Consider the following 25946-nt stretch of genomic DNA (forward strand, 5'->3'; position numbering starts at 1 on the left):
GGCAAACTTAGGCTTATGGTGCATCAGCGTGCTGGGCAGCCCGCGCTGCCGACCGATCTGGTCGACGTCCCCCGCCTCCTGACCAGCTACTACGCGTTGCGCCCCGACGTGGAGCAACCCGGTCAGCGGGTCGCCTTCGGCACCTCGGGACACCGGGGCTCGTCGCTGAACACGGCCTTCAACGAAGACCACATCCTGGCCACCACCCAGGCCATCTGCGAATACCGCCACGCGCAGGGAATCGACGGCCCGCTGTTCCTCGGCGTCGACACCCACGCCCTCTCGGAGCCGGCGCGGGTTTCGGCGCTGGAGGTGCTGGCGGCCAACGAGGTGCGGGTGCTCATCGACGTCCACGACGGCTTCACGCCGACCCCGTCGATCTCGCACGCCATCCTGACCTACAACCGGGGCCGGTCGACGGGCCTGGCCGACGGCATCGTCGTCACCCCCTCGCACAACCCGCCGCAGGACGGCGGCTTCAAGTACAACCCGCCCAATGGCGGCCCCGCCGACACCGACGCGACCGGCTGGATCCAGAACCGCGCCAACGAGCTGATCGCCGGCGGCCTGAAGGAGGTCCGCCGCATCCCGTTCGAGCGCGCTCTGAAGGCCGACACCACCGGGCGCTACGACTTCATGGGCTCCTACGTGGCCGACCTGCCCTCGGTGGTCGACCTCGACGCGATCAGGGCCGCGGGTGTACGGATCGGCGCCGACCCCCTCGGCGGCGCGAGCGTGGCCTACTGGGGCGAGATCGCCGACCGCCACCACCTCGACCTCACCGTGGTCAATCCGCTGACCGACCCGACGTGGCGCTTCATGACGCTCGACTGGGACGGCAAGATCCGCATGGACTGCTCCTCGCCCTACGCGATGGCCTCCCTGATCGCGTCCAAGGACAAGTACGACATCGCCACGGGCAACGACGCCGACAGCGACCGCCACGGAATCGTCACCCCCGACGGCGGCCTGCTCAACCCCAACCACTACCTGGCCGTCGCCATCTCCTACCTGTACGCCCACCGCGACGGCTGGCGGGCCGACGCGGGCGTCGGCAAGACCCTGGTCAGCAGCAGCATGATCGACCGCGTCGTGGCCGGCCTCGGCCGCCGCCTGGTCGAGGTCCCGGTCGGCTTCAAGTGGTTCGTGCCCGGCCTGCTCGACGGCTCCCTCGGCTTCGGCGGCGAGGAGAGCGCGGGCGCGTCCTTCCTGCGCCGCGACGGCCAGGTCTGGACGACCGACAAGGACGGCCTCATCCTGGCGCTGCTCGCCTCGGAGATCACCGCCGTGACCGGCAAGTCGCCCAGCGCCCACTACCGCGACCTGGCCGAACGCTTCGGGGACCCCGCCTACGCCCGCGTCGACGCCCCGGCCTCGCGCGAGGAGAAGGCGGTGCTGGCCAGGCTCTCGCCGGGTCAGGTGTCGGCCGACAGCCTGGCGGGCGAGCCGATCACCAACGTGCTCACCCACGCGCCCGGCAACGGCGCGGCCCTGGGCGGCCTGAAGGTCGAGACGGCCAACGCCTGGTTCGCGGCCCGGCCGTCGGGCACCGAGGACGTCTACAAGATCTACGCCGAGTCGTTCCTCGGGCCGGAGCACCTGGCCGAGGTTCAGCAGGAGGCAAAGACTGTGGTCTCGGCGGCACTCACCGCCTGAAAATCCCCACAAAGGCCACTCTTGCTGGATATTTCGGGCGGCTAATGTCCGAATAGTGGATGGTTGGCTGAGACGCGAGGACGAGCGGCTGCTCACCGGGGCGGGCCGCTTCGTCGCCGACCTGCGGGTGCCCGCCTGCCTCGACGCCGTCTTCGTGCGGAGCGAGGTCGCGCACGGCGTGCTGCGGGAGGCCGACTGCTCGGCCGCCCGTGAGGTGCCGGGCGTCGCCGGGGCGTGGTCGGCCGCCGACCTGCCTGACCTGCCGCCGATGCCCTTGGGGGAACCCGCCCGGGAATGGCCCGCCCTGGTCGAGGACCGGGTGCGTTACCCCGGCGAGGCGCTGGCCGTGGTGCTGGGCGACGACCGCTACCACGCCGAAGACGGGGCCGCCCGGGTCCGCACGCGGATCGACCCGCTGCCCGCCGTGGTGACGGCGCAGGAGTCCGCCGCCGACACGGTCCGGCTGTTCGACGGGCTCAGCAACGTCGCGCTGCGCGGCGAGGCCGGGTCGCCGATCGACGGCGAGGTGTGGGAGCGGGCGGCCGTCGTGGTCGAGAGTGATTACCGGCAGCAGCTGCTGCTGCCCTCGCCGATGGAGTGCCGGACCATCCTGTGCGTGCCCGGCGGCGACCGGCTGACCGTCTGGTCGGGCCACCAGGCCCCCCACCGGCTGCGGCAGGATCTCGCCGGGCTGCTCGACCGGCCCGAGGAGAGCATCCGGGTCGTCGTGCCGGACACCGGGGGAGCGTTCGGCTCCAAGAGCGCGGTGTTCCCCGAGTTCATCGTCGTCGCGTGGCTGGCCGTGCTGCTCGGCCGCCCGGTCCGGTGGGTGGAGGACCGGCGGGAGTCCCTGCTGGTCGCGACCCGGGGCCGGGGTCAGGACCAGCACGTCCGCCTGGCCGCCGACGCCGAGGGGCGGCTGCTCGCGTACGAGCTGACCGTCGAGGCCGACGTGGGCGCCTACCCGCACCTGGGCGTCGCCTTCCCCATGCAGACGGCGTGGATGGCGACCGGGCCGTACACCACCCCGAAGGTGCACGCCACGGTCCGTTCGCTGCTCACCAACACCATGATCACCTACCCCTACCGGGGCGCCGGCCGCCCCGAGGCGACCAGCCCCCTCGAACGCACCATGGACGTGCTGGCCCGGCGCCTCGGCCTCGACCCGGCCGAGCTGCGCCGCCGCAACCTCATCCCGCCGGAGGCGTTCCCCTACCGCACCCCGACCGGCCGCACCTACGACAGCGGCGACCACCACGCCGCCCTCGACCTGGCGCTGCGCACCCTCGGCTACGACGGCTGGCGCGCCGAACAGGCCCGCCGCCGCGCCGACCCCGACGCCTTCCCGATCGGCATAGGGCTGTCGTGCTACGTCGAGCGGTCGGGCGGCGAGCGGGGCTCCCTCCACGAGTACGTCGGCGTCGAGGCGGGCGACGACGGCACCGTCACCGCCCGCTGCGGCGCCGCGTCCAGCGGCCAGAGCCACGCGACCGTCTTCCCCGCCCTCGTCGCCGAGACCCTCGGCGTCGAACCGGCCAGGGTCCGCCTCGTCGAGGGCGACACCGACGAGCTGCCCGGCGGCGTCGGCTCCTTCGGCAGCCGGTCGGCCCAGATCGACGGCGCGGGCCTGCAGCACGCCGCCGGCCTGCTCATCGAGGAGGCCAGGGAACGCGCCGCCCGCCTGTGGGACCTCCCGGTGGAGGAGACCTCCTGGTCCGACGGCGCCGTCCACCCGGTCAGGGGCAGCGCCGCCATGGGCCTGTCGGAGCTGGTCAAGCGCACCGGCCCGCTGCGGATCGACGAACGCTACGAGGCCGACATGGCCTTCCCGTTCGGCGCCCACGCGGCCGTGGTCGAGGTCGACCCGGAACTGGGCACGGTGCGCGTCCTCCAGGTGGTCGCCGTGGACGACTGCGGCCGGGCCCTCGACCCCGACGTGGTGCGGGGACAGGCGTTCGGCTCGATCGTCCAGGGCCTCGGGCAGGCCCTGTACGAAGGCGTGCCGTTCGGCGACGACGGCCTCCCGCTGCTGGACGGCGGACTGCTCGACTACCTCCTGCCGACGTACGCCGAGATCCCGCCCATCGAACTCGGGGAGACTCACACCCCCACCCCGCGCACCCCGCTGGGCGCGAAGGGCGCGGGGGAGACCGGCTGCATCGGCACCCCGCCCGCGATCGTCAACGCGGTGGCCGACGCACTCCGGCTCGCCCACCCCGAGCGGCTGCAGATGCCCCTCACCCCCGACGTGGTCTGGCGGGCGGCGGCATGAAGCCCGCCGCGTTCGACTACCTCGTGCCCCAAACGGTTGCGGGGGCCGTCGACGCGCTCGCCGCCGGGGCCCAGGTGCTGGCCGGCGGGCAGAGCCTGCTGCTGGAGATGCACCTCCAGCGCGCCCACCCGGCCCTGGTCGCCGACATCAACCGCGTGCCCGGCCTCGACACCCTCACCGTCGTGGACGGCACCCTGACGGTCGGCGCGCTGGTCCGCCACAAGACCTTCGAATCGCCCGGGGCCGTGCCCGGCCCGCTCGGCGACCTGTTCGCGCGGGCCGTGGGATACATCGCCCACCCGCCCATCCGCGCCCGGGGCACCATGACCGGCAACCTGGCGTGGGCCCACCCCGCCTCGGAGTGGTGCGCCCTCGCGGTCGCCCTGGACGCCGTCGTCGAACTCCGCAGCACCCGCGGCACCCGGGAGATCCCGGCGGAAGACTATTTCCTGGGCCCCTTCCAGACCGCCCGCGACCCCGACGAACTCCTGACGGCCGTCCGCTACCCCCTGCTCGCCCCCGACACGGGCGTCGCCTTCACCGAACACCGCCGCACCGGCTTCTCCTTCGCCCAGGTGGCGGTCGGGGCCGCCCTCACCGTACGGGAAGGCGTGATCACCGGAGCCAGGATCGGCCTGGCCAACTGCGCCGACCGCCCGCTGCGCGCGCACAACGCCGAACGCACCCTGATCGGCTCGGAGCCGTCGCAGCCGGTCTTCACGGCTGCGGGCGAGGCCGCCGCCGAACGCGACGCCGCCCCCGTGCCCGAGCCGTACGCCGACGTGGACTACCGCCGCCACGTCGTCGCCGTCCTGGTCGCCCGCACGCTGAGAGAGGCCGCCCCGGTATGAGAATCACCCTCACCGTGAACGACGCCGCCTACCCGCTGGAAGTCGAACCCCGCCGGGTCCTCGCCGACGCCTTGCGCGACGACTGCGGCCTCACCGGCACCCACCTGGGCTGCGAACAGGGCGTCTGCGGCGCGTGCACGGTCCTGGTCGACGGCGAGGCGGTCCGGTCGTGCCTGATGCTGGCCGTCCAGTGCGACGGCGTCCCCATCCGCACCGTCGAGGGCCTGACCGGCCCCGACGGCCAACCCCACCCCTTGCAACGCGCCTTCTCGGCCGAACGCGGCCTCCAGTGCGGCTTCTGCACCCCGGGCTTCCTGATGCTCGCCGCCGGCGCCCTCGACCACGACCTCAGCGAGAATGAGGTAGCCGACCTGGTGCGCTCGAACCTCTGCCGCTGCACCGGCTACGAACCCATCCGCCGCGCCATCACCCGCGCCGCCCACGCTCACCAGAACGGCCAGGACGGCCGCCACCGGTCGGTGTAACGGTCGTAGACCGCCCGCAACCACGGCTCCCGCACCTCGGGCACCGTGGACAGGGTCTCCACGAACGCACCGAGGTCGGGCGTGACCCGGGGCACCCTCGTCGGCGCCGGGTCGTCGAGCAGCGCGGCCCGCACCGTCAGCGCGGCCGACAACCGCCGGGCGTCGTTGCGGAACGTCAGAAACCGCCACATGGCGTAGGGCACCGCGATCGCCGTCGCCACGTCACCCCGCCAGGTCTCCCCACTCTGCGGATGCTCCGGCACGAGCGCGACCCCGGCCCCGTCCGCCGCCAGCCCCGGCCCGGCCGCCACGACCGTCCGCCCACCCGGCCCGTACGGCAGCAGCGCGTCGAGCACGTCACCGAGGATCTCCATCCCGGCGGGCATGACCGGCCGCCTCCCGCCCGACGCGGCCAGCAGCCGGGCCGTCACCACCCCCGCCATCACACTCCACGCGGCCTCGTGGATCTCCGAGTGGTCACGGTCGAAGCCGCCGAGCTCGTCCCACCCGAGCGCGGGCTCGTCGGCTCCCGTGGCGCGCACGGCGCGGGAGAACAGCCAGACCACCTGCAAGTGCCCACAGTCGTCGATCAGCGTCGCCACCGGCGTCCGGCACGATTCGCACCCCAGATCGGTGATCAGCCCGCAACAGTTCCCGTCGAGCCGATCCGGCTCGAAGACGACCCCACGGAGATCGCCCAGACAGATCCCGACATCACCCGCATCCTCGCGCGGAGGCCAGGGAGCCCCGGTCGGTTCTTCGCGCCAGTCCTCCCACCGCCGCCACACAGGCGCCCGGTGCCCCGGGTCCACGACATACGTCTTCGGTTCCAAAAGCTGCCCCGGGAGGAGCTGGTTGCCCCACGGATGCGCGGCATGCCAGGGAAAGGCGACACGCGAGAGGGGCACGGTCAGGGGTTGCTCACAGCCGGCACAGACGAAGACCCGCATATCGGGACATCACCCTAGTGCGCCCAGCGGTCGGCAGGACGCGGTGCCAGCCTTCACGTCAGGCGGACGGCGCAGGCGAAGGCGAACCGCGCCGTCTCCACCGCCCGGTCCAGGCCGGTATCTCTACGCCGGGCGCCGAGTTCGGAGGCCAGCCGGCGCCCCCGCGAGGACAGGCGGCCCGGCAGCCGGCCCGTCGCGATGCCCCGCTCGTTGTCCTCGGTCAGCGCGTGGGTCTCGAAGACGATCTCGACGGGCACGCCGGTTCAGACCGCCAGGCCGATCGCCAGCAGCAGGGCGAACAGCCGGACCGCCTGTTCGTCGAGTTCGTTCAGGCCGCCCGCCACCGGCGAGTCGAGGGCCAGCACGCCGAACACCTGGTCGCCCAGGGCGACCGTGGCGCAGGTGAACGCCTTGTAGCTGCGTTCGCCGTTCCAGCCTTTCATGTCCCATCCGGGCGGCCGTCCGCCGGGCGAGTCGACGTCGCGGACCAGGATGTGGCCGCGTTCGTCGACCATGCGGAGCATGTAGGAACCGCGGTCGGTGCCTTCCGCGAATATCGTGCGGGGCGGCCGGTCGCGGCCGTGCCAGAGATTGTCGGCGCAGAAAAGGCGGCGGCCCGGCGGCGTTTCGAAATAGGTGAGTAACGAGGCCCGGACATTCTGCTGGTCGATGCGGTTGCAGAGCAGGTCGACGGCCAATCTTTTGAGCTGGCCCTTTCTGATGTCGCGCCGGTTGGCGTCGTTCTCCTCCACGATTGCGGCCACTTGAGTGGAAAGCACGAAAACGCGGTCCTGTAATCCGCTGCGCACCTTCGCCGCCTCGATCGTGGCCAGCGCCGTCGCCTCCTGGGTGAGGATCTCCTGCTTCTTCTGCTCGCGGAGCGGGAGCACGATGGCGACCGCCGCACTCAGCGCCCCACCGGCCAAGAGCCCGATATGCCCCCAGAAGGGAAGTTCCTGGCCGAGCTGCACCTGGGCGATATAGCCCACCCCGGAAAGGGTGGCCGCGCCATAAGTGAGACGTCTCCAGCGCGGCCATTGCGTAGCCGGGTCCTTCTCCTCTGTCACGAGCCGCAGATTACACCCAAGATTGGGGCCAAGTGGCGTTCATGGTCATATGTCGTCCACGAGGGAAATATCGTTGAATCGGGCTGTCGCTTACCCGGGTTTCGGGCTCGACATGGGGGTTTCCAAGATGCGGACTGCGCGCCCGATCTACGATCGGTGCCAACAGTGTCACTTGACGTTATTTCGCCCCCAAGATTGAATGCAAACAAATCGCCGATCGAGGAGGTGGCCGATGCGGAACGACGATTTGATCGATGAAGTCCTCGCCGATTCCGACGCCTTTCTGACCCGCGCCAACGACCTGCGCAGGCGTGAGGCCAGTCAGTTCGTCCAAGAACGAATGGAACAGGCCGCCGAGAAAATCCGCGAGCGCAGTTTCGGCCAGAAGGCGCTGCGCGTCCTGCGGGGCTTGAAACCGTCGACGTGAAAGTTTCCGTAGGGTTCGCTGCGGGCTGATCGCCAATCGGGCGTGAAACCCCAGATGATGGCCTCATGCCCTTCTCCGATCTGCCGCTGCCCCAGCTGCGCGCCCACGTCTCCTCGGTCGCCGAGCCCGACGACTTCGACGACTTCTGGGCCGCGACCCTGTCCGAGACCCGCTCCCACGAGCTGGCCCCCGTCTTCTCGCCCGTCGCCACGGGCCTGACCACGGTCGACGTCTTCGACGTGGCGTTCCAGGGGTGGGGCGGCCAGCCGGTGCGGGGCTGGTTCCTCGTCCCGGCCAATACTGAGGGGCCGCTGCCCTGCGTGGTGCGCTACCAGGGCTACGGCGGCGGCCGGGGAATGCCGCACCAGTGGCTCTACTGGCCGAGCGCCGGCTTCGCCCACCTCGTCATGGACACCCGGGGCCAGGGGAGCAGCTGGTCCACCGGCGACACCCCCGACCCCGAGGGCTCGGCCCCGGCCCACCCCGGCTACATGACCCGGGGCATCGGCGACCCGGCGACCTACTACTACCGCCGCGTCTTCAGCGACGCCGTCAGGGCGGTCGAGACCGTGCGGCAGCACCCGCTCGTCGACCCGGCCAGGGTCGCGATCACCGGCGGCAGCCAGGGCGGCGGCATCACCCTGGCCGTGTCGGCGCTGCTGCCCGACGTCGCGGCGGCCATGCCCGACGTGCCGTTCCTGTCCGACTTCCCGCGTTCGATCCGGCAGACCGGCAAGGATCCGTACACCGAGATCGCCCGCTACCTGAAGATCCACCGCACCGAGGTGGCGCGGGTGGAGAACACCCTGTCCTACTTCGACGGCGTCAACTTCGCCAAGCGCGCCGCCGCCCCGGCCCTGTTCTCGGTCGGCCTGATGGACGAGATCTGCCTCCCCTCGACCGTCTACGCCGCCTACAACGCCTACGCGGGGGCCGCCAAGCACATGGAGGAGTACGCCTTCAACGACCACGAGGGCGGCGCCGACGCCCACCTGCCGGTGCAGCTGGCCTGGCTGAAGACCTGGGTCACCGCTCCCTGAGCAGCTCGGCGGTCTCCGCCGACACCGGCGTGGCCAGCACCGACGCGACGACGTCGACCAGGTGGCTGGTGAAGAGCCGCTCGTCGCGGCCCTCGCCGGTCTCGGCGCGGCGGGCCAGTTCCGTGTACGTCACCCTGATCGCCGTGAACCGCCGGTGCAGCCGCGTCACGGCGATCGGGGGCAGCAGCGGCCCGACGGTCTCCCGCCACCGGTTGACGCTGGTGGGCTCCTGGGTCGAGGCGCGCAGCGCGCCGGGGCTCGCCCGGCGCACCACCTGGTCGAGCAGCCGCAGGTAGCGCCGCCCGCCGGGCTCGGCCAGGCAGGCGGCGAGGGGCCGCACGAACGCCCCGGCCAGCGGCCGCAGCGGCTCGGCGGGCGGGGCGGCGTCGAAGGCGTCGAGCAGCGTGTGGCGGGCGGCCTCGACCGCCGGGTGGTGCCGGGCCAGGACCGCCCGCAGCAGGCCCTCCCGGTCGCCGAAGTGATACTGCAGCGCGGAGGCGTTCCGGTGCCCGGCGGCGGCGTTGACCTCCCGGAGCGACACGGCGTCGATGCCCCGCTCGGCGAACAGTTCCTCGGCGGCCAGCACCAGCCGCAGGCGGCCGTCCACGATGCACCCCCTGGGCGGATTAAGGCGATCGCATTAATATACGGCCCATGGCCATCGACTTCACGCTCGATCCCGAACACGAGGAGATCCGCCGCCGGGTCCGCGCGTTCGTCCAGGACGTGATCGTCCCGGCGAAGACCGAGGGGCTGCCGCGCGACGACTACCTCCGCACCATCTTCGGCCTGCGCGAGAAGGCCAAGGCCGCGGGCCTCTGGTTGCCCCACATGCCGAAAGAGGTCGGCGGCATGGGGCTCGGCCACGTCGCGCTGGCGATGGTCCAGTCGGAGGCGGCCAAGACCCGGCTCGGCCCGTGGGTGCTCAACTGCCAGGCGCCCGACGAGGGCAACATGCACACGCTGCACCACTGGGCCACCGAGGAGCAGAAGGAGAAGTACCTCCGGCCGCTGCTGGAGGGGCGGGCCATGTCATGCTTCGCGATGACCGAGCCCGAGGTGGCGGGGTCCGATCCCACGCTGATCCGGACGACCGCCGTCCAGGACGGCGACGAATGGGTCGTCAACGGCCACAAGTGGTTCATCTCCAACGCCCGCCGGGCGAACTTCGCGATCCTCATCGCCCGCACCGAACCCGACGTACCGGAAGGACAACGCGGCGCCACCACGGCCTTTCTGGTCGACATCCCGAGTCCGGGCTGGACCGACGTGCGCGAGGTCGAGACGATGCACGGCTCGACCGGCCACAGCGAGATCCGCATCGACGACCTGCGCCTGCCCGCCTCCCAGATCCTCGGCGGCCGGGGCAACGGGCACCGCCTGGGGCAGTACCGCCTCGGGCCGGCCCGGCTCGCGCACTGCATGCGGTGGATCTCCCAGGCCGAGACGGCGCTCGACATGATGGTCGACCGGGCCCTCAACCGCTACAGCCACGGCTCGCTGCTGGCCGACAAACAGGGCGTGCAGTGGCTGATCGCCGACTCGGCGATGGAGCTCTACCAGTGCAAGCTGATGGTCCTGCACGCCGCCTCGAAGATCGACAAGGGCGACGACTTCCGCACCGAGGTCTCCATGGCCAAACACTTCGTGGCCAACGCGCTCAACCGCATCGTCGACCGGGCGATCCAGGTGCACGGCGCGCTCGGCTACTCGACCGACACCCCGCTGGCGAGCATGTTCCAGCACGCGCGCTGGGCGCGGTTCGCCGACGGCGCCGACGAGATCCACCAGATGCGCATCGCCGAACGCACCATCGCCGCCTATCGTGACACCGGCTCGACGCGGGCCGCGACGGGAGGACTGCCGCTGTGAAGGTCGCACTGGTCACCGGGGGAAGCAGCGGCATCGGCGCCGGAGTCGCCCGCCGCCTGAGGGAATCGGGCGTCACGGTCGTCGTCGCCGACGTCGCCGAACCAGCCGACGTGCGCTGCGACGTGTCGGTCCTAGCGGACAACCTCCGGGCCGTCGACCACGTGATGAGCCGCCACGGCCGCCTCGACCTGGTCTTCCTCAACGCGGGCGTGGCCTCCGGCTGCGGCGTCGGCGACGACTTCGACCCGGCCCTCTACCGCCGCGCGATGGGCGTCAACCTCGACGGCGTCGTCTTCGGCGCGCACGCCGCGATCCCCGCCCTGAAGGCGTCGGGCGGCGGCACCATCGTCGCGACCGCGTCGATGGCCGGCATCGTCGGCATCCCGCTCGACCCGATCTACGCGGCCAACAAACACGCCGTCGTCGGCCTGATCCGCTCCCTCGGCACGACCCTCGCCGCCGACGGCATCAAGGTCCAGGCCCTGTGCCCGTCGTTCGCCGACACCGCGATCCTCGGCGACGCCCGCGTGCTGCTCGAAGCCGAGGGTTTCCCGATCCTGGAGGTCGCCGACGTCGTCGACGCCTTCGAGCAGGTCGTCGCCAGCGAGGGCACCGGCGAATGCTGGTTCGTCGTCCCCGGCCGCGCCCCCGAACCCTTCGCCTTCCGCCGCGCCCCCGGCCCTCGTTAGATCATTTTCCGTTACGGCTCCGCCCACGATGGCCCCGCCCGCCGCACCCGGTCCCCGCCGCCACCGGCGCCAACCGGCCGCTCCCGCTCCGCACCGTCACGACAGACGAGGCCCCCATCCGACGGCCTTCCATGCACTGCGGGAAAACCCCAATGCGCCCGTTCACGATGACCCGTTATGGTCGGAACCATGACCTGGCGACATTGATCCACACCTGAGTCCCGATTCGCCCGGCGTCTCTACGCCCTGGCGTTCTTCGAGGAGTTCGTCCTCCTCTACCCCGTCTACGCGCTCCTGTTCGCCGACCACGGGCTCTCACCCGGCCAGATCTCGACGCTCTTCGTCATCTGGTCGCTGACCTCGTTCCTGCTGGAGATCCCCTCGGGCGCGTGGGCCGACGCGTTCTCGCGCCGCCGCCTGCTGGTGCTGTCGCCGCTGCTCACGGCGGCCGGCTTCGGCCTGTGGACCTTCCTGCCGGGCTACTGGGCCTTCGTCGCCGGGTTCGTCTTGTGGGGGATCGCGACCGCGATCAGCTCCGGCACCGCCGAGGCCCTCGTCTACGAGGAACTGGCCCGGCTCGACGCCGCCGGCGCCTATCCCCGGATCACCGGCCGCGCCGAGGCCGTCGGCACCACCGCGATGATGATCGCCAGCGCGATCGCCGCCCCGGCGCTGGCCTGGGGCGGCTACCAGGCGGTCGGCGTCGCCTCCATGGCCACCCTCGTCGCCGCCGCCCTGGTCGCCCGCACCCTCCCCGAGACCCGTGAGGAGCGCGACGAGGACGACGGCTACCTCGACGTCCTGAGGTCGGGCTTGCGCGAGGTGCGCGGCTCCAAGACGCTCGGCCGGCGGCTGCTGCTGGTCTCGGCCGTGACCGGCCTGAGCGCCTTCGACGAGTACCTGCCGCTGCTGGCCCAGGGCACCGGCGTCGGCGATGCCTGGGTGCCGCCGCTGATGGTGCTGGTCTCGGCCGGGTTCGCCGCCGGGGGCTTCCTGGCCGGCCGCGGCCTGCGGTGGACCGGCCCGATCACCTGCGCCGGGGGCCTGCTCCTGATCGCGGGGGCGGCGACGCGCAGCCCGTGGGGGTTCGTGCTGGTCGCCGCCGCGTTCGGGGTGATCCAGTGGGCGATCACGGCGGCCGACACCCGCCTCCAGCACGGCCTCTCGGACCGGTCACGCGCGACGGTGACCTCGATGTCGGGGCTGGGCACCGAGGTCATGGCGGTGCTGACCTTCGCCTTCTACGGGTTCGGGTCGGCGGTCGCGCCGTCGTGGGTGCTGTTCGCGGTGCTGGCGGTGCCGTACACGCTGATCGGGGCCTTTCAGGGCCGCAGGGCCGAGTAGAGCACCTGGTCGTGCCAGGCCCCCTCGCGCCACTGCGCCCGCCGGATCACGCCCTCGCGCACGAACCCGGCCTTCTCCAGGGCGCGCTGCTCGGCGAGGTTCTCGGCGTCGGTGAACGACTGGATGCGCTCGGCCCGGGTGTGCGAGAACAGGTAGGCGGCCAGCTGGACCTGCGCCTGCGTGCCGATCCCCTTGCCCCGATAGCCGGAGAACACGCAGATCCCCGTCGACCAGCACCAGGAGGTCAGATCGGGCCCCCAGGAGTTCATCCACCACGACACCCAGCCGACGGGCACCCCGTCGCCCTCGATGGTCATCCGCCCCGAGTCGGGCCCGAGGAACCCGTTCTCGGCGAACTCGCGGTGGAACGGCTGCGGCGGGCGGTGCCCGAACCACTGGTAGGGGCCGGTGCCCTCCCGGTCGGCGCGCTCCCGCTCGAAGAGCTCGAGATCCTTGGCCCGGACCGGGCGAAGTGTGACCTCCATGGAAACTCCTTTCATGCGGGTATGACGCCAATCTTCCTCCTTTACCGTCGGGCGGCGGAAAGATTCGTACACAAACGGAAAGCCCCGCCCCGGAGGTCGCACGCTGGTCGGGATGGACCGATCCCCGCGCGAGCGCGCGTTCACCGCGATCTACGACCGGCAGCTCCGGGGGATCGCCGCCTGCCGCTGCGGGCAGGTCGACGTCGAGGACCTGCACGAGCACCTGATCGCCGCCTACCACGACCACGCCCCCTGGGCCCCGTGGCCGGGCCACGGGGACTGCCCGCCGGCGCGGGGGCCCTCCGACGACCAGGTCCGCCGCCTGCTCGACCAGGTGGCGGCCGGGCTGCCCGCCCGCGACCGGCGGCTCTACGACCTGGTGGTCCGGCGCGGCGCGGGCGGCCGGGAGGTGGCCGAGGCGCGCTGCGTCGACCTGCCCCGGGCCGGGCTGCTGCTGCGCGACCTGCGCCGGGCGCTGACCGGCGGGCTCCGGCTGCTCCTGCTGGCCCGGGAGACGCCCGAGTGCCTCGACCTGCGCGGATGGGACCGGGCGACGCTGACCCGGCCGGTCAGGCTGGCCGTCGAACGGCACCTGAAGACGTGCGACGCGTGCGGGAAGACGGCCGAGGAGGCGGTGCGCCGTCAGCTGCCCGGCCTGGTGCCGGTGCTGCTGCCGGCGATGCGGGAGGAGATGCTGGCCCGCATCGCCCGGCCCGCGCGCGGGTTCGGGCCGCTGTGGCAGCGCGCGGGCGCGGTCGTCCTGGTCGTGGCGGCGCTGGTGCTGCTGGCGGCGTGGGCGGCGGGCGGCTGAGGGTCAGACGTCGAGCTCCAAGCGCGACAGCGGCTCGACGAGCTCCTCCTCCTCGTACGCCAGATGCGACAGCAGCGACTCGGTCAGCGTCGTCACCTGGCGGCGCACCTCGTCGAGGCCCGACGGGTCGGTCACCATCGCGACCAGGGCGTCGTCGAGGCCGGTGAGGATGCCGGCGATGACCTCGTGCTCCTCCTCCAGGCGGCGGATCACCGGGGCCAGCGACGCCTCGGCGGCGACCAGGCCGGGGAACATGTGGGCGTCCTCGATCGAGTGGTGGGCGGTCAGCACGCGGCAGTAGGAGGCGCAGAAGCTGCCCAGCGTCCAGTAGTTCTGCCGCATCGTCAGGTCGTTGATCAGCGACCGGACCTGCGCCGCCTCGGCCCGGCCCTGCGCGACCTGGTCGACGGCCTCGCCGATGCGGGCCAACTCCTGCCGGAGGTGGTCGTGGATGAGGACCAGCCGGTTGCCGATCTGCCGCTGCCGCGGCGACAGCAGGGCGAAGTCATGTTTGGCCGACCGGGGCCGCGTCGCGTCGTCGATGCCGGTCTTGCCGGTCTCCGTCCGGATAAGATCACCCACGCCGCCCAACGCTACCAAAGGAAGCAGGTCAGCCCATGTCCGTGCTCGTCGCGTTCAGCGTCACCCCGATCGGCGTCGGCGAGGAGGTGGGGGAGCACGTCGCGGAGGCCGTCCGCGTCGTCCGGGCCTCCGGCCTGCCGAACCGGACCGACGCGATGTTCACCACCGTCGAGGGGGAGAGCTGGGATCAGGTGATGGCGGTCGTCCAGGCGGCGGTGGCCGCGGTGGAGGCGCGCTGCGACCGGGTCAGCCTGGTGCTGAAGGCCGACATCCGGACCGGCGCGGCCGGGCGGATGGAGGAGAAGGTGGCCTCGATCGAACGCCACCTGGCCTGACTCAGAACTCCTCCTGCTGCACCATGAGCCGCACGTCGTCGAGGTAGGGGTCGAGCTCGCCCGGGTCGAACCGGCACATCGCGATGGCGAACCAGAACTCGCCGTGGACGTTGCCCTCCTGCTTGTACCGCCCGTCGGGGGCGAAGGCGGCCCAGCCGCCGGGCACCCCGAGCAGGCTGACCTTGCGGGCCGGTTCGGGGCCCGACAGGTCCCACAGGATGATCAGGCCGTCGTTCCCGGCCGAGGCCAGCAGCGGCTCGGCCGGGCTGAACGCCACCGACACGACCCGGCGCGAGTGGCCCGCCAGGGTGTGCAGGTGACGGCCGGTGGCGACGTCCCACAACCGGATCAGCCGGTCGTCGCCGGCGGTCGCCAGGATCGAGCCGTCGGTGCTGAAGTCGCCCGTCCACAGGCGGCCCGTCCCGGTGCCGAGGGCCTGGAGCTCACGGCCGGTGGTGTGGTCCCAGATCCGGGCCACGCCGTCGTTGCCGATGCTGGCCAGCGCCGTGCCCATCGGGTTGAAGACCACCCGGTAGACGCGGTCGGTGTGGCCCGACATGATGCGCAGGCACTCGCCCGTGGCGGCGTCCCAGACGCGGACCAGCCGGTCGTCGCAGCCCGTCGCGACCAGGCGGCCGTCGGGGCTGAAGTCGATCGAGCGCACCCGGCCCTGGTGGGGGGCCGGCTTGGCGACGTGGGTGTTGCTGGTGCGGTACCAGAGCTGGAGCGTGTCGTCGTCGTTGGCGGTCGCCAGGATCTTGCCGTCGGGGCTGAACGCCTGCGCCCAGATCGACTCGGTGTTGGTGTCGAGTTCGCGCTCGAAGTCCCAGCCCGCCGTCTGCCGCAGGTGCACCGCGCCGTCGTTGGTCGTGGTGGCGATGCGCTCGCCGTCGGGGCTGAACACCGCCGAGGTGAGCTGGTCGTTGACCCCGCTGAACTCCTTGATCAGCCGCCCGGTCGGCGGCTCCCAGATGCGGACCGCGCCGTCGTTGCCGCTGCTGGCCAGCATCGTGCCGTCGGGGCTGAAGTTCACCGAGGTGACCCGGCGGCCGTGCCCGCGCAGGGTGCGCGTCAGCTGGCCGGTGCCCAGGTCCCACAACCGGATCGAGTCGTCGTTGCTGGTGGTGGCGAGCTGCGCGCCGCCGGGGTGGATCGCGAACGGCCAGATCGACCCCCGGTGCCCCGCCAGCCCCGCCCTCGGCTGCCCCAGCTCGCCCTGCCACATGCGCAGCGACCCGTTGCTGTCGACGCTGATGAGGTTCTTCCCGTCGGGGGTGTACGACACCTGGTAGACCGCCCCGGTGTGCCCGGCCAGCTGGCGCGGCACCAGCGGGGCGCGCAGGTTCCACACCCGGATCGTGCCCATCGTGTCGCCGGTCGCCAGGTGGGTGCCCTCGGGGTGGAAGTCGACGGCGTAGACCCGCCCGGGATGGCCGCGCAGCTCGTGCACGACCCGCCCGCTCGCGGTCTCGAACAGCCGGATCAGGCCGTAGTGGTCACCCGCGGCCAGCAGCGACCCGTCGGGGCTGAGCGCCAGCCGGTAGACCGGCCCGGTCCCCTCTGACAGCACCACCCGCAGCTCGCCGGTGGTCAGATCCCACACCCGGACGTTGGCCGAGGCGTCGCCGGTGATCAGGCTGGTGCCGTCGGGGCCGAACACCGCCGTGTAGACGGGCGGGGTGTGCCCGGGGAGCTCGCAGCGCAGCGCGCCGGTCGCGGTCTCCCACACCATCAGCGTGCCGTCGGGCGAACCGGCCGCCAGCAGGGTGCCGCCCTCGTTGAACAGCAGCGGCCAGACCCCCTTGGGATGCACCGGCAGCACGTGGGCGCACTCGCCGGTCGCGGTGTCCCAGATCCGCACGTCGCCGTCGGCCGAACCGGTGGCCAGCAGGTCCTGCGCGCCGAAGGCCAGCGCGTAGGCCCGGTCGCGGTGCCCCCACAGGGTGCGGATCGGCCGCCCCGAGGGCGCCTCGAACACCATCACCCCGCCGTTGTCGCAGCCCACGGCGAAGATCTGCCCGTCGGTGTTGTACGCGATCGGGTTCGGCAACCGGGTCGTCAACGGGTCGAACCCGTAGGGCACGCCCACCGCCGGTGGAGCGACCTGCACCTCGATCGAGCAGCCCGGCACCACGGCGGCGTCGCGCAGCTCGGGGGCGCGCAGCACCCGGTCGCCCGCCGTGACGTTGACCAGCGTGGCCCGCGTCCAGCGGCTGCCCGACACGACCGCGTCGCGCAGGTCGGTTCGGGCCAGCCGGGCCCGCGTCAGGTCGGCCCCGCGCAGGTCGGCGCCGGTCAGCCGGGCCTCGTCGAGCCACGCGCCGGCCAGCTTGGTGCCGCGCAGGATCGCCCGGGACAGGTTGGTGCCCACCAGCCGGGCGTCGGTCAGGTCGGCGTCGGTGAGGTCGACCTCCTGCAGGTCGCGGTGGGACAGGTCCTCGCCGCGCAGCTGCGCGCCGCGCAGGCTGGTCTGGGCGGGGGTGCGCAGCCTGGTGATGATCTTGAGGGCGTTCTTGCGGGCGGTGTTCCCGGCCCCCGGGTCGGCCAGCACCCGGTCGGCCCACAGCTGGCAGTCGTGCGCCTCGGCCAGGTCGCACAGGAAGTCGACGGTCAGCTGCGACAACTCCCGGCGGCTCAGCGCGGTCGGGTTGGCGCGGTCGCGGCCGAACTCGTCGGCGATGTAGTGGGCCACCAGCCACTCGGCCACCGACCCGTGGATGAACCCGAACAGGCCGTCGTAGGTGCGCACCAGCAGGCTCGCGGTGCCGACGGTGTGGGTGGCCTGCTCGCCCGACATGCGCCCGTCGGCCAGCCCCGACAGCGTCTCGGCCACCTCGGCAAGCTCGGCCAGCCGCAGGTAGGGCTCGTTGGTCTCCCACAGCCGCATCGCCAGGGTGCGCACGGCGTGCCACAGGTCGGCCTCGTCGAGCCCGGCCTGCGCGCCGCGCTGGTTGCCCAGCCGCCGCTGCTCGTAGCGCAACCAGGAACCGAGGATCTCCTGGTAGAGGGTGGCCGCGCTGACCGTCCGGTGGGCGTGCGCGACCGCGCGCAGCCGGTCGTCGGCCAGGTCGGCGATGAAGGTCAGCATGCGCGGGTTGCGGGCCAGCCCGCTCAGGTCCTGGATGCTGCGCAGCAGCCGCAGCCGCTCCTCGGCCAGCGCCCGGTCGCCGTAGGCGTTGATCAGGTAAGCCAGGATCTGCTCGCTGGAGAAGCCCTCGATGCTGAAGACCCGCCGCTGCGGCAGGATGCCGACCATCTCGCCGAGCTTGGTGAACACCTGGGCGTCCGACTTGAAGTGCTGGGTCCGGCTGGCCACCACGATCTTCGCCTGGTCCTGCGCCGCCTGGAGCAGGGTCTCCAGGTGGTCGGCGGCCCGGTCGTAGGTGACCCGGGTGACCAGTTCGTCGAACCCGTCGAAGAACAACACGATCCGGCCCTGCCGCAGCATGTACTGCACGGCCTTCAGGTCGATCTGGTCTTCGCCGTGGTTGGCCAGGTGGGCGGCGATCAGGGTCTCGACCGAGTGGGCCTTGTCGAGGGTGCGCAGGTCGATCAGGATCGGCGTCAGGTGGGGGGTCTCGGTCGCCATCCGCCTGACCACCTGGCGCAGCACGAACGTCTTGCCGCGCCCGAAGTCGCCCAGCACCAGCACGAACCGGCCCTGGTCGCCGTGGAGCTGGGAGATCAGCTCACCGGCCAGGTCGTGGCGGATCTCGCCGCCGGTCGGGTCGAGCTCGCGGTAGTCCTGGGTGACGTAGAGGTGGGCGGGGTAGGTCGTGTCGGCGTTCAGCTGCCGGGTCTGCGCCGCGACGTAGCCCGACAGGTCGACCAGGCCCTGGAACTCGATCAGGCTGCGCAGCCGCACGCCCCGGCGGGCCGCGTCCTCACGCAGGCTGCGCGGCGGGACCGGGCCCAGGTAGACCAGCTCGGCCGACTGCCCCATGTGGCCCGCGTGGACGTGGCGGACGAACTCGTCGACCTCTTCGGCCGTCGGCTCGCCCACGATCACGCCGACCCAGAACTCCCGCACGAACCCGCCGTCGCGGTAGCTGACCCGCAGGTGGGGCGGGTCGTCGTCGACGGTCCGGATGACGGCGTGGTCGAAACGGGTCTCGCACGCCTCGGCGACCCGGTCGAGCAGCTGGGCCTTCGGCCCCTGCGCCCGCGCGGGGGCCGCCCGGTCGGGCTCGGGGCCGCCGACGGCCAGCGGCACCGGCACCGCGCCCGGCGCGGGGAAGATCCCGCCGGCCGAGATCCAGCGCCGTTCGACCGCGTCGGGCGGCGCGGAGGTGCGGTGGACGACCAGCCCTTCGGGGGTGAACTCCAGCACCTGCTGGCGGCCCGGCTCCAGCGGCGGCAGCACGAGCGCCCCGGAGCCCAGCTCCGACCGGCCGCCGTCGCGCCCGCCGCCCTGCAGGATCGTGTGCAGCTTGCCGCCGAGCAGCCCCTCGACGACGGCCGCGTCGGTGAGCGAGTCGGGGTGGCCCGGCGTCAGGCCGTGGTGGACCACGCCCAGGCGCAACCAGCCCTCGCGTTCGAAGGCGCGCACCCGCTCGGCGAACCACGCCGCCTGCGATTCGCCGACCAGGCCGAAGCGGTGCTCGGTCCGGTGGCTGATCGCCATCGTCGAGTTGAGCCCGGCCACCACGACCTTGATCTCGGGGATCGCGAAGAGCGTCCACGGCTGGGCGCTGTCGAACATGACCGAGTCGACGCCCTGGTAGAACTCGCGGAACAACGACGCGAAGTGCCGCCACTTCGGCCAGTAGGGCGCCTCGGGACGTTCGTCGTCGGCCTTGCAGTCGTTGAAGTAGGCCTCGCAGGCGGCCAGGTTCACGTCGCGCGCGCCCGGCACCAGCACCACCCGCTGCGGTTCGAGCCCGGCGAGCGCGCGCAGCCCGGTGAGGAAGGTCAGCGCGTCGGTCATCTGCTTGCGGCTGCCCGCCGCCGTCAGGTCGCCCGCCACCACCATCAGCTCGGGCCGGGGCACCCCGGCGTCGGTCAGCCGGGTCAGCTCGGCGAAGATGTGGGACTGCAGCCCCGCGGGGCTCAGGGGCGGCTCGGCGCCCATCGTGCGGCCGAACCGGGGGCCCGCGACGTGGAGCACGCTCAGGCTGTCGCGCCGGGCCGGGGGTTCGAAGTCGGCCGGATAACCCGGCGGCACCACCGGCACCCGGCGGGCCCGCCGCTGCCCGGTCAGCACGGTCGGCCGGGGCGAGGTGAGCGGCGCGGGCGGCTGGACCTCGGAACCGGGGGTGGGGAAGGCGGGGCGTAACTCGGGCTTGGCCCGCCCGGCGAGCGCCTCGCGGATGCGGGTGAGCACCAGCCCCCGCGCGTGTTCGGGAGTGGTGACGCCGACGAGGTCGACCCAGGTGATGTTCGAGAGGAGCCCGTCGACCCGGCAATCCTCGATGCGCACCGTGATGAGTTTGTTTTCTGGATTATCCGGATTGGCGCGGAGCGCGGCCTGCCATTCGAGTTTCCCGTAACGGGAACCCAAATAGTTCTCGGTCAGCAGGGCGAGTACGACCGCCGCCTCGCGGACGCCCCGGTCCATGAAGTCGACGAAATTGGTGCCGGGCACGAAATCCCAGGCCTGCAGCATGGTGCGGTATCCTGCTGCCTCGAGTTCCCAGCCCAGCCACGACGCCCAGCGTTCGTCAGCCGGAGAGTAGCTGATGAAAATGTCGATCGGCCGCTCCATGACGCCGGTATCACCCGCCTCGCCGGAATGAAGTCATGATACTTTCTACCGTGGGCGACAAAGGGTCACCGTCCGTGCCGTCGTGGAAACGGGCCGTACGAGCACCGAGTGTACTCGATTGGATTCGAATCGGCCTGCTTTTCATCGGGGTCGGTTGCGTATTGACGGGTCTGCTGCCGATTGCCGAGGCGCGGGCGAGCGTCGAGCGAATAGCTCCGCTCATGCTGTTTCTGGTCGCCGTTATCGTGCTGGCCGAACTCACCAAAGAGGCGCAGGTATTCGACGTCATCGCGGCGCGCCTCGCGCTGCTGGGCCGGGGCGCCTATCCGGCGCTCTTCCTGTTGTGCGTCGCGTTCGCCTCGGCCACCACGATCTTCCTCAACCTCGACACCACGGCGGTCCTGCTCACGCCCGTCATGCTGGCGCTCGCGCCCCGGGCGAAGATCGCGCCGCTGCCGCTGGCGATGACCACCGTCTGGCTGGCCAACACCGCCAGCCTGCTGCTCCCGGTGAGCAACCTGACCAACCTGCTGGCGCTGAACAAGCTGGGCCTGTCGGCGCCCGAGTTCGCGGTCCGCATGTGGCTCGCGCAGACGGTCGCCATCGCGGGCACGATGGTGCTGCTGTGGGTGTTCTACTGGCGGCGCGGGGTGCGCGGGGCCGACCGCTACGAGCCCGCCCCGCCCGAGCCGATCAGGGACACCGTGCTGTTCTGGGGCACCGGCGCGGCCTGCCTGCTGTTCATCGCGGCGATCCTGGCCGGGCTCCAGATCGAGGTCGCGGCCATCGTCGCCGCCGCCCTGGCCGTCGCCGCCTACCTGTTCCGCGACCGCGCCGCGCTGCGCCCGTCGCTGATCCCCTGGCAGCTGCTCGTGTTCGTCACCGGGTTGTTCCTCGTGGTGCCGACCCTGATGCGCCACGGCCTCAACGACCTGATGACCTGGCTCGTGGGCCCGGGAGAGGGGTTCGCCGGGCTGCTGCGCACCGCCGCCGCGGGCGCGGGCCTGTCGAACACGGTCAACAACCTGCCCGCCTACGTCGCGGGCGAACAGGTCGTGCCGGCGGCCAATCTCGACCAGCTGCTGGCCCTTCTCGTGGGCACCAATGTCGGCTCGGTCATCACGCCCTGGGCGTCGCTGGCCACACTGCTCTGGTTCGAATGGTGCCGCCGCCGCGGTGTCAAGGTGCCACTGGGGAAATTCGTGCTGACCGGGGCGGTGCTCGCCATTCTGCTGCTGCCCTCGGTGGTGTGGGTGCTGACGTTCACCTGATATATAGACTGAGCCCATGTCGGGTCTTCCGGTTTACGACGCGGTGCTGTTACCCGGCGCCGATGTCGAAGAACGTTCGACACGCCTGAGCGCGTGGTGCGCGCAATTCGCGCCGGTCGAATTCACGCTGCGCACCGGTGCGCTCTATCCGCACATCTCGCTTTACATGGCGAATTTCGAATCGGCCCGGCTGGGTGAGGCGTGCGCGGCGCTTCGCCGCGTCGGCGCGGCCACCCCCGAGATCCCGCTCGAAGGCGGTCATTTCGCCGCCAACGACCAGGGCATGTTCGAGCTGTTCTACCGGAAGACCGCCGCCGTCACCCGCCTCCAAGACCACCTGCTCGCCGCGCTCGGCCCGCTGCGCACCGGGCTGCGCGAACGCGACCCGGTCGGCCGGGTGCTCGCCGACCACCGCCTCGTCGCGCCCCCGGAGGCCCGCGCCAACCTCGACCGCCACGGCTACGACGAGATCGGCGGGCTGTTCCGCCCCCACATCACCGTGACCCGGTTCCGCGAGCGCGGCCGCGAGGTGCCCGCCGACCTGCTGCCGCCGCCGGGCTCCTTCGACGACGTCTTCCGCACCCTCGCGTTGTGCGTTATGGGGGAGCACGGCACCTGCACCGAGATCGTCGAGACGGTGGAGCTCGGCCCGGCCGCCTGAGGGTCTGTCAGCCGGTGTACTGGGCGGCCAGGCCGGCGGTCGCGACGGCGGCGGCCCTGGCCGACTCGGCGTCGCCGCACACGTGCCGCCGCTGGGTGTGGCTGGGCGCGTCGAGCGGCCCGAGCGACAGGTCGGCGCCCGAGCGGATCATGCGGCCGAGCGCGACCGTCGCGGCCTCGCCCGAGCCCTCGATCACCGTGCTGTGGAACACTCCGGCGGCCAGCGAGTAGCTCTCGCCCGCGCCGAACCGCTCCAGGCGTTCGGGCCGGTAGTCGACCACCCGGCCGGTGGGCGTGATGACGTCGTCGTCGCCGAGCCCGGTCACCTCGAAGAGCCGGTGGACGGTCCCGTCGGAGACCCGGCCGAGGACGTTGGAGACCTGGCCGTACAGGACGAAACTGAGCAGGTCCCAGCTGTGGCAGTGGACCAGCGAGGTGCTGCTGCCCGAGGTGGTCAGCTGCGGCGACCACACGTGCAGGCAGACGCCCAGGTCGCCGTCGCGTTCGACGGGCAGGCAGAAGAAGCCGAGCGGATGGCGTACCGCCGGGATGCGCGGCGCCCCGGCGGCGACCGCCTGGAGCACCGACCCGGCCCACGCCGGGAGGGTCGAGGCGGCGGTGCCCTGGTCGATCTCGTGCCGTAGATCGGAGTAGCGCATGTCGCCTCTCTGGGGTCAGCTCACCGGTAGGGCTCCGCGGGCCGCAGCGCGCGGCGGGTCAGGTCGGCCACCTCGGGGTCGTCGAGGTGGTCGAGCGACAGGCCGAGCAGTTCGAAGACGTCGCGCACCTCGTCGACCGTCGGCTCGTCGCCGAGCGCCGCCGTCAGCACGCTCTCGACGGGCAGCTTCCGCGACTGGGCGTAGCCGCTGTTCAGTTCGGTCTCGCACCAGGAGTAGTAGAGCTTGCCCTGGTGGGCGACCAGCGCCGGGGCGGCCGGATCCTCGCGGGTGACCACGACGCGCGAGGCGGACATGTCCCAGCGGCAGGTCGACATCGTCGACGACAACCCGATCCGGATGGTGAGGAAGTCGGTGTGCCGGGCGTACCAGGCCGCGGCCAGGATCGTCGCGTACGCCTCCCTGCGGATGCGGTCGGGCGTCCAGGGGTCGGCGCGGCCGGTGACGAGCGACTGGCGGAACCGGGCGTACACCGCGCAGGCGGTGTCGTTCTCGGGGTCGATGATCTCCAATTGCACCTGGAGCCGGCGGCGGGCGATCCGCGACTGCTCCACGCACTCGGGCAGGGTGACGGCGCGCAGGAAGGTGCCGGTGCCGCCCTTGAAGATCCACGTGTTGGTGTGCTGGGCCGCCGCCATGAGCTCGGCCCGCACCTGCGCGCCCGGCAGCAGCGACACGACCGACATCTGGTCGATCGCCTGCCGCGACTTCTCCAGCAGCTCGGTGACCTCCCCGAGCCGCTCGGGCACCTGGTGCAGCGCCTCGCCCGAGTCGGTCAGCGCCCGCCGCAGCTCGGTCTCGACGGCCCCGGTGCGCATCCGGCTGCGCACGAGCGTGCTGGCGATCAGGGCCAGGACGACGAGCGTGGCCTCCTGCACCGGCTGATCCACGGCGTCGGTCAGGCCCCAGATCGCGACGCCTACGGCGATCAGGAACGCGATGACGACCTCGGGTTCGTCGCGCAGCCAGCCGAACCGTTCCGCCATCGACTGCTTGCGCGAATCGCCCCCGTTGTGCTCGACCGACATGAACCATCCCCATGGACCGCACTCCGGCATACCCCGCGTATATCGTCCCCGCCGTGGGCCGAATCCGCCACCCAATAGCAGGGAGAGCCCGTGGACGAGGTCGAGATCGTCGTCGCCCATTCCGAACGCGCCACCCTGCGCGTCGGCGACCTGTCCCTCAAGGTGGACGCCGACCCGGCGGCTCGACGCCGAATGCGAGTGGCTCGTGGGCGGCGGCGTGCTGCCCGCCGATCTGGTCGGCCGCAACCGCGGGGCCGCGCGGGCGGCGCTGCGGCCGTGGACCCCGGTGTTCACCCACGGCGACCTGCAGGCCGATCACGTCTTCGTCGACGGCGACGAGGTCACCGGCGTGCTCGACTGGTCGGAGGCGGGCCGGGGCGACGCCCTGTTCGACCTCGCCGTCGTGACGCTCGGGCACGAGGAGAACCTCCCCGACCTCCTGGCGGGCTACGGCGGCGGCGCCGACCTCGACGTGATCCGGGGGTGGTGGTCGCTGCGCGGCCTGGTGGCGATCCGCTGGCTGACCGGGCACGGCTTCGACCCCTTCGCGCCGGGGTGCGAGGTCGACGTGCTCAGGCGGACACCATCTTGACGACGTCGAGGGCGCAGCCCCAGCTCATGCTGACGCCCACGCCGCCGTGCCCGTAGTTGTGGATGAGCCGGCCCTGGTCGACCTGCTGCTCCTCCAGGCGGATCGAGGGGCGGGCGGGGCGCAGGCCGACGTCCACCTTGATCACCCGGGCGTCGGCCAGGCGGGGCTCGACCTCGGCGCAGCGCCGCAGGATGTCGGCCGTCTGGGCCTCGTCGGGTTCGAGGTTCCAGTCGCCCTTGCGGGCGTTGCCGCCCAGGACGACGCGGTCGCCGTGCGGGAAGAAGCCCGTCCAGTCGTCGGCGAAGCCGCCCTCGTAGAAGAACTCGGTCAGGCCGGGGTTCTCCACGACGACGTGCTGGCCGCGCACCGGGGTCACCGAGTCGTCGCAGGCCAGCGTGCCGCCGGCCACGCCGGCGCAGTTGACCACGATCGGCGCGTGGGAGGTCGGCTGCTCCAGCGAGGCCACCGTGCAGATCTCCAGGTCGCCGCCCGAGCGGCACAGCCGGTCGACGAGGTAGTCGAGGTAGCACGGCATGTCGGCGATCGGGCTGGTGATCCAGAAGCCCGCCTTGAACCCGGCCAGTTCGTCGGGGGAGCACTCGGCGAAGCCGGGCAGGTCGTGCGCCCACGGCGGGGTGCCGCCGTCCATCTGGGTGACCAGCCGGCCGCGCGCGGCGGTCACGCCCGTGTGGGCGCGGGCGGCCAGTTCGCCGAAGATCTCCAGACCGGTCTTCTGCCACCGGACCGCGTCGTCGCGCGGCTCGGTCATGACCGGGCCGCCCAGCAGGGCGCCCGCGACGGCGGAGGTGGTCTGCCGGGGCACCTCGGCGGTCCACACGACCGCCCGGAGCCCGGCCTCGTTCAGGGCGATCGCGGTCGTGAGACCGACGACGCCTCCCCCCACCACGACGACATCGGCATGCTGCGCCATCGACGACGACCTCCCTGGAAGTGAATGCTGCGGAACTTCCCGCAAAAGGGCCCCGCATGCGCGAGTCCCGCCCCTCACCGGTTGAGGAGCGGGACCATGGTGCTTCAAGTGGTGCCTTCGGTGGTGCCTTCAGTGGTGCGGTTCGCGATCGGCCGGGGCGGCCAGCCGATCGGCTTCCCATTGGAGGGCCTCCACGAGGACGAGCTCCAGCCGGAGA

Annotated in this window: 24 protein-coding genes; 14 read left to right on the plus strand and 10 right to left on the minus strand. The window is 72.1% G+C overall.

Annotated features, from left to right (window positions below):
• The first annotated feature begins 15 nt into the window (after window positions 1-15).
• The 4 genes from pgm to AW274_RS19395 are packed head-to-tail and all read left to right on the plus strand — an operon-like array spanning window position 16 to window position 5264.
• Window positions 16-1656, plus strand: coding sequence for a phosphoglucomutase (alpha-D-glucose-1,6-bisphosphate-dependent) (gene pgm / locus AW274_RS19380; protein ID WP_062434116.1), 1641 nt, complete (start codon window positions 16-18; stop codon window positions 1654-1656).
• A gap of 55 nt (window positions 1657-1711) precedes the next feature.
• Complete coding sequence (locus tag AW274_RS19385; protein WP_157520448.1) at window positions 1712-3928, plus strand: xanthine dehydrogenase family protein molybdopterin-binding subunit; 2217 nt, start codon at window positions 1712-1714, stop codon at window positions 3926-3928.
• The gene (locus AW274_RS19390) at window positions 3925-4779 is read left to right on the plus strand and encodes an FAD binding domain-containing protein (RefSeq protein ID WP_062434118.1); all 855 of its coding nucleotides are present in this window, start codon (window positions 3925-3927) and stop codon (window positions 4777-4779) included. The genes AW274_RS19385 and AW274_RS19390 overlap by 4 nt, the downstream gene beginning before the upstream one ends.
• Entirely contained in the window at window positions 4776-5264 is a 489-nt protein-coding gene (locus AW274_RS19395) for a (2Fe-2S)-binding protein (RefSeq protein ID WP_062434121.1), read from the plus strand. The genes AW274_RS19390 and AW274_RS19395 overlap by 4 nt, the downstream gene beginning before the upstream one ends.
• Here the strand turns inward: AW274_RS19395 and AW274_RS39310 are convergent.
• From AW274_RS39310 to AW274_RS19410, 3 genes are all read right to left on the minus strand, one after another.
• Window positions 5225-5836, minus strand: a complete 612-nt coding sequence (locus AW274_RS39310) for a hypothetical protein (RefSeq protein ID WP_157520451.1) — start codon at window positions 5834-5836, stop codon at window positions 5225-5227. The genes AW274_RS19395 and AW274_RS39310 overlap by 40 nt on opposite strands.
• A 431-nt stretch (window positions 5837-6267) precedes the next feature.
• Window positions 6268-6471, minus strand: coding sequence for a histidine phosphatase family protein (locus tag AW274_RS19405; RefSeq protein WP_062434127.1), 204 nt, complete (start codon window positions 6469-6471; stop codon window positions 6268-6270).
• A gap of 6 nt (window positions 6472-6477) precedes the next feature.
• Window positions 6478-7203, minus strand: coding sequence for a GAF domain-containing protein (locus AW274_RS19410; RefSeq protein ID WP_062434131.1), 726 nt, complete (start codon window positions 7201-7203; stop codon window positions 6478-6480).
• Window positions 7204-7513: 310 nt separating this feature from the next.
• On the opposite strand from AW274_RS19410, the gene AW274_RS19415 reads away from it, so the two are divergent.
• Both AW274_RS19415 and AW274_RS19420 read left to right on the plus strand, forming a co-directional pair.
• A complete protein-coding gene (locus tag AW274_RS19415) occupies window positions 7514-7708 on the plus strand; it encodes a hypothetical protein (RefSeq protein ID WP_062434134.1) in 195 nt (64 codons plus the stop codon).
• A gap of 65 nt (window positions 7709-7773) precedes the next feature.
• Window positions 7774-8748: an acetylxylan esterase gene (locus tag AW274_RS19420; RefSeq protein WP_062434137.1), complete on the plus strand. Its 975-nt coding sequence runs from the start codon at window positions 7774-7776 to the stop codon at window positions 8746-8748.
• On the opposite strand, the gene AW274_RS19425 is transcribed toward AW274_RS19420, so the two are convergent.
• Window positions 8735-9355: a TetR/AcrR family transcriptional regulator gene (locus tag AW274_RS19425; RefSeq protein WP_062434140.1), complete on the minus strand. Its 621-nt coding sequence runs from the start codon at window positions 9353-9355 to the stop codon at window positions 8735-8737. The genes AW274_RS19420 and AW274_RS19425 overlap by 14 nt on opposite strands.
• A gap of 47 nt (window positions 9356-9402) precedes the next feature.
• Between AW274_RS19425 and AW274_RS19430 the strand changes: the two genes are divergently transcribed.
• From AW274_RS19430 to AW274_RS19440, 3 genes are all read left to right on the plus strand, one after another.
• Entirely contained in the window at window positions 9403-10620 is a 1218-nt protein-coding gene (locus AW274_RS19430) for an acyl-CoA dehydrogenase family protein (protein ID WP_062434143.1), read from the plus strand.
• A complete protein-coding gene (locus AW274_RS19435; RefSeq protein WP_062434146.1) occupies window positions 10617-11309 on the plus strand; it encodes an SDR family oxidoreductase in 693 nt (230 codons plus the stop codon). Before AW274_RS19430 ends, AW274_RS19435 begins: the two co-directional genes overlap by 4 nt.
• Before the next feature lie 294 nt (window positions 11310-11603).
• Complete coding sequence (locus tag AW274_RS19440; protein ID WP_232320201.1) at window positions 11604-12653, plus strand: MFS transporter; 1050 nt, start codon at window positions 11604-11606, stop codon at window positions 12651-12653.
• Here AW274_RS19440 and AW274_RS19445 read toward each other — a convergent pair.
• On the minus strand, window positions 12632-13138 hold the full coding sequence (locus AW274_RS19445) for a GNAT family N-acetyltransferase (protein ID WP_063813449.1): 507 nt from the start codon (window positions 13136-13138) through the stop codon (window positions 12632-12634). The genes AW274_RS19440 and AW274_RS19445 overlap by 22 nt on opposite strands.
• A gap of 112 nt (window positions 13139-13250) precedes the next feature.
• On the opposite strand from AW274_RS19445, the gene AW274_RS19450 reads away from it, so the two are divergent.
• Window positions 13251-13949, plus strand: coding sequence for a hypothetical protein (locus AW274_RS19450; RefSeq protein ID WP_062434155.1), 699 nt, complete (start codon window positions 13251-13253; stop codon window positions 13947-13949).
• Between the two features lie 3 nt (window positions 13950-13952).
• Here the strand turns inward: AW274_RS19450 and AW274_RS19455 are convergent, their stop codons facing one another.
• Window positions 13953-14531, minus strand: coding sequence for a hemerythrin domain-containing protein (locus AW274_RS19455; RefSeq protein ID WP_198169286.1), 579 nt, complete (start codon window positions 14529-14531; stop codon window positions 13953-13955).
• A gap of 35 nt (window positions 14532-14566) precedes the next feature.
• Here AW274_RS19455 and AW274_RS19460 point away from each other — a divergent pair, with 35 nt between their 5' ends.
• The gene (locus tag AW274_RS19460; RefSeq protein WP_269750586.1) at window positions 14567-14866 is read left to right on the plus strand and encodes an MTH1187 family thiamine-binding protein; all 300 of its coding nucleotides are present in this window, start codon (window positions 14567-14569) and stop codon (window positions 14864-14866) included.
• 1 nt (window position 14867) lies between these two features.
• Here the strand turns inward: AW274_RS19460 and AW274_RS19465 are convergent, their stop codons facing one another.
• Window positions 14868-20570, minus strand: a complete 5703-nt coding sequence (locus AW274_RS19465; RefSeq protein WP_062434163.1) for a WD40 domain-containing protein — start codon at window positions 20568-20570, stop codon at window positions 14868-14870.
• Between the two features lie 35 nt (window positions 20571-20605).
• On the opposite strand from AW274_RS19465, the gene AW274_RS19470 reads away from it, so the two are divergent.
• Window positions 20606-21841, plus strand: coding sequence for an ArsB/NhaD family transporter (locus tag AW274_RS19470; RefSeq protein ID WP_083974491.1), 1236 nt, complete (start codon window positions 20606-20608; stop codon window positions 21839-21841).
• Between the two features lie 16 nt (window positions 21842-21857).
• Window positions 21858-22502: a hypothetical protein gene (locus tag AW274_RS19475; RefSeq protein WP_062434169.1), complete on the plus strand. Its 645-nt coding sequence runs from the start codon at window positions 21858-21860 to the stop codon at window positions 22500-22502.
• 7 nt (window positions 22503-22509) lie between these two features.
• Here AW274_RS19475 and AW274_RS19480 read toward each other — a convergent pair whose 3' ends face one another.
• Both AW274_RS19480 and AW274_RS19485 read right to left on the minus strand, forming a co-directional pair.
• Window positions 22510-23160: a hypothetical protein gene (locus tag AW274_RS19480; protein WP_062434172.1), complete on the minus strand. Its 651-nt coding sequence runs from the start codon at window positions 23158-23160 to the stop codon at window positions 22510-22512.
• Between the two features lie 20 nt (window positions 23161-23180).
• Window positions 23181-24206 (minus strand): hypothetical protein, encoded by a 1026-nt coding sequence (locus AW274_RS19485; RefSeq protein WP_062434174.1) that lies wholly within the window; start codon window positions 24204-24206, stop codon window positions 23181-23183.
• Between the two features lie 205 nt (window positions 24207-24411).
• Here AW274_RS19485 and AW274_RS19490 point away from each other — a divergent pair, with 205 nt between their 5' ends.
• A complete protein-coding gene (locus AW274_RS19490; protein WP_232320184.1) occupies window positions 24412-24798 on the plus strand; it encodes a phosphotransferase in 387 nt (128 codons plus the stop codon).
• Here AW274_RS19490 and AW274_RS19495 read toward each other — a convergent pair.
• Complete coding sequence (locus AW274_RS19495; RefSeq protein ID WP_062434176.1) at window positions 24779-25729, minus strand: FAD-dependent oxidoreductase; 951 nt, start codon at window positions 25727-25729, stop codon at window positions 24779-24781. The genes AW274_RS19490 and AW274_RS19495 overlap by 20 nt on opposite strands.
• Window positions 25730-25946: the final 217 nt, after the last annotated feature.

This window comes from Herbidospora daliensis (assembly GCF_001570585.1).
GTDB lineage: Bacteria > Actinomycetota > Actinomycetes > Streptosporangiales > Streptosporangiaceae > Herbidospora > Herbidospora daliensis.

Bases quoted from the DNA above. Each gene is read 5' to 3' on its own strand.
- pgm (WP_062434116.1), top strand. From the start codon at position 16: ATGGTGCATCAGCGTGCTGGGCAGCCCGCGCTGCCGACCGATCTGGTC.
- AW274_RS19390 (WP_062434118.1), top strand. From the start codon at position 3,925: ATGAAGCCCGCCGCGTTCGACTACCTCGTGCCCCAAACGGTTGCGGGG.
- AW274_RS19395 (WP_062434121.1), top strand. From the start codon at position 4,776: ATGAGAATCACCCTCACCGTGAACGACGCCGCCTACCCGCTGGAAGTC.
- AW274_RS19415 (WP_062434134.1), top strand. From the start codon at position 7,514: ATGCGGAACGACGATTTGATCGATGAAGTCCTCGCCGATTCCGACGCC.
- AW274_RS19420 (WP_062434137.1), top strand. From the start codon at position 7,774: ATGCCCTTCTCCGATCTGCCGCTGCCCCAGCTGCGCGCCCACGTCTCC.
- AW274_RS19430 (WP_062434143.1), top strand. From the start codon at position 9,403: ATGGCCATCGACTTCACGCTCGATCCCGAACACGAGGAGATCCGCCGC.
- AW274_RS19445 (WP_063813449.1), bottom strand. From the start codon at position 13,138: ATGGAGGTCACACTTCGCCCGGTCCGGGCCAAGGATCTCGAGCTCTTC.
- AW274_RS19450 (WP_062434155.1), top strand. From the start codon at position 13,251: ATGGACCGATCCCCGCGCGAGCGCGCGTTCACCGCGATCTACGACCGG.
- AW274_RS19460 (WP_269750586.1), top strand. From the start codon at position 14,567: ATGTCCGTGCTCGTCGCGTTCAGCGTCACCCCGATCGGCGTCGGCGAG.
- AW274_RS19465 (WP_062434163.1), bottom strand. From the start codon at position 20,570: ATGGAGCGGCCGATCGACATTTTCATCAGCTACTCTCCGGCTGACGAA.
- AW274_RS19470 (WP_083974491.1), top strand. From the start codon at position 20,606: ATGATACTTTCTACCGTGGGCGACAAAGGGTCACCGTCCGTGCCGTCG.
- AW274_RS19475 (WP_062434169.1), top strand. From the start codon at position 21,858: ATGTCGGGTCTTCCGGTTTACGACGCGGTGCTGTTACCCGGCGCCGAT.
- AW274_RS19480 (WP_062434172.1), bottom strand. From the start codon at position 23,160: ATGCGCTACTCCGATCTACGGCACGAGATCGACCAGGGCACCGCCGCC.
- AW274_RS19485 (WP_062434174.1), bottom strand. From the start codon at position 24,206: ATGTCGGTCGAGCACAACGGGGGCGATTCGCGCAAGCAGTCGATGGCG.
- AW274_RS19495 (WP_062434176.1), bottom strand. From the start codon at position 25,729: ATGGCGCAGCATGCCGATGTCGTCGTGGTGGGGGGAGGCGTCGTCGGT.